General features: G+C 70.6%; 2 protein-coding genes. Both read left to right on the forward strand.

The genetic code is table 11. The annotated features are described in order from the left end of the window. The first annotated feature begins 209 nt into the window (after positions 1 to 209). Positions 210 to 1,061: a methylenetetrahydrofolate reductase [NAD(P)H] gene (metF, locus tag ACZ4VL_RS40645; RefSeq protein ID WP_468211057.1), complete on the forward strand. Its 852-nt coding sequence runs from the start codon at positions 210 to 212 to the stop codon at positions 1,059 to 1,061. 25 nt (positions 1,062 to 1,086) lie between these two features. Then, the coding region (locus ACZ4VL_RS40650; RefSeq protein ID WP_468211055.1) for an adenosylhomocysteinase at positions 1,087 to 1,814 on the forward strand (728 nt) is incomplete at its 3' end.

A 1,814-nucleotide genomic window follows, 5' to 3' on the forward strand; every position in this document is an offset into this window, starting at 1 on the left:
CCGGCCCGAGCGGATCGGGGTCCACCTGTCGGAGGAGTTCCAGCTCCACCCGGAGCAGTCCACCGACGCGATCGTCATCCACCACCCCGAAGCGACGTACTTCAACGCCCGCTGACAGACACGGAAGGAACGGTCCTTTGGCAGCCGTCACCGCGGAACGCCCGACCCTGGTCCGGCTCCGGCCGGCCGAGCGCCCCGGCGTCCGAGAACTGCTGGCCGCCGGCCTGCGCTCGTACTCCTTCGAGTTCTTCCCGCCCAAGACCGAGGCGGGCGAGCGCACGCTGTGGAACGCGATCCGCCGCATCGAGGCGTTCGCCCCGTCCTTCGTCTCCGTCACCTACGGAGCGGGCGGCTCCTCCCGCGACCGCACCATCGAGGTCACCAAGCGGATCGCGGCCGAGACGACCCTGCGCCCCGTCGCGCACCTGACGGCCGTCGGTCACTCCCGGGCCGAGCTGCGCCACATCATCGGCCAGTACGCCGACGCAGGCATCCGGGACGTGCTCGCCCTGCGCGGCGACCCGCCGGGCGACCCGAGGGGGGTGTGGACCCCGCACCCGCAGGGCTTCACCCACGCCCACGAGCTGGTCGCCATGATCCGGCAGCTCGGCGACTTCAGCGTGGGCGTGGCCGCGTTCCCCGAACGCCACCCCCGCTCCCCGGGCTGGGACGAGGACGTCCGCCACTTCGCCGCGAAGTGCGAGGCGGGCGCCGACTACGCCATCACCCAGATGTTCTTCCACGTCGAGGACTACCTGCGGTTGCGGGACCGCCTGGCTGCGGTGGGCTGCCCGACGCCCGTGATCCCCGAGATCATGCCCGCGACCGACTTCCGCCAGATCCGGCGCTTCGCCGAGCTCAGCGACGCCCGCTTCCCCGACGCCCTCGCCCGCCGCCTCGAAGCCGCACAGGACGACCCGGCCGAAGGCCACCGGATCGGCGTCGAGTACGCGACCGTCATGTCCCAGCGGCTGCTCGCCGAAGGAGCGCCGGGCCTGCACTACATCACCCTCAACCGCTCCACCGCGACGCTTGAGATCCACCAGAACCTGGGCGTCTAGCCCGCCGTCCACCACCGGAGTCACCATGACCAGCAACACCCCTGCCGATTTCACGGACTTCAAGGTCGCCGACATCGGCCTCGCCGAGTTCGGCCGCAAGGAGATCACCCTCGCCGAGCACGAGATGCCGGGTCTGATGTCGATCCGCCGGGAGTACGCCGAGGCGCAGCCGCTGGCCGGCGCCCGCATCACCGGCTCCCTGCACATGACCGTGCAGACGGCCGTCCTGATCGAGACCCTGGTCGCCCTCGGCGCCGAGGTCCGCTGGGTGTCGTGCAACATCTACTCCACCCAGGACCACGCCGCCGCTGCGATAGCCGCCGCCGGCATCCCGGTGTTCGCCTGGAAGGGCGAGACCCTGGAGGAGTACTGGTGGTGCACGGAGCAGGCGCTGACCTGGCCGGACGCCGACGGCCCCAACATGATCCTGGACGACGGCGGCGACGCCACCCTCCTCGTCCACAAGGGCCTCGAATTCGCGAAGGCGGGCGCCGTGCCCGACCCGTCCACCGCGGACAACGAGGAGCTGGCGCTCGTCTACCGGCTGCTCGCCGAGTCGAAGCTGGACTGGACGAAGCTCGCCGCCGGCATCCACGGCGTGACGGAGGAGACCACCACCGGCGTCCACCGCCTGTACGAGATGCACCGCGACGGCCAGCTGCTCTTCCCGGCGATCAACGTCAACGACGCGGTGACGAAGTCGAAGTTCGACAACAAGTACGGCTGCCGCCACTCGCTGATCGACGGCATCAA

It is taken from the genome of Streptomyces sp. NPDC029014, assembly GCF_055564695.1.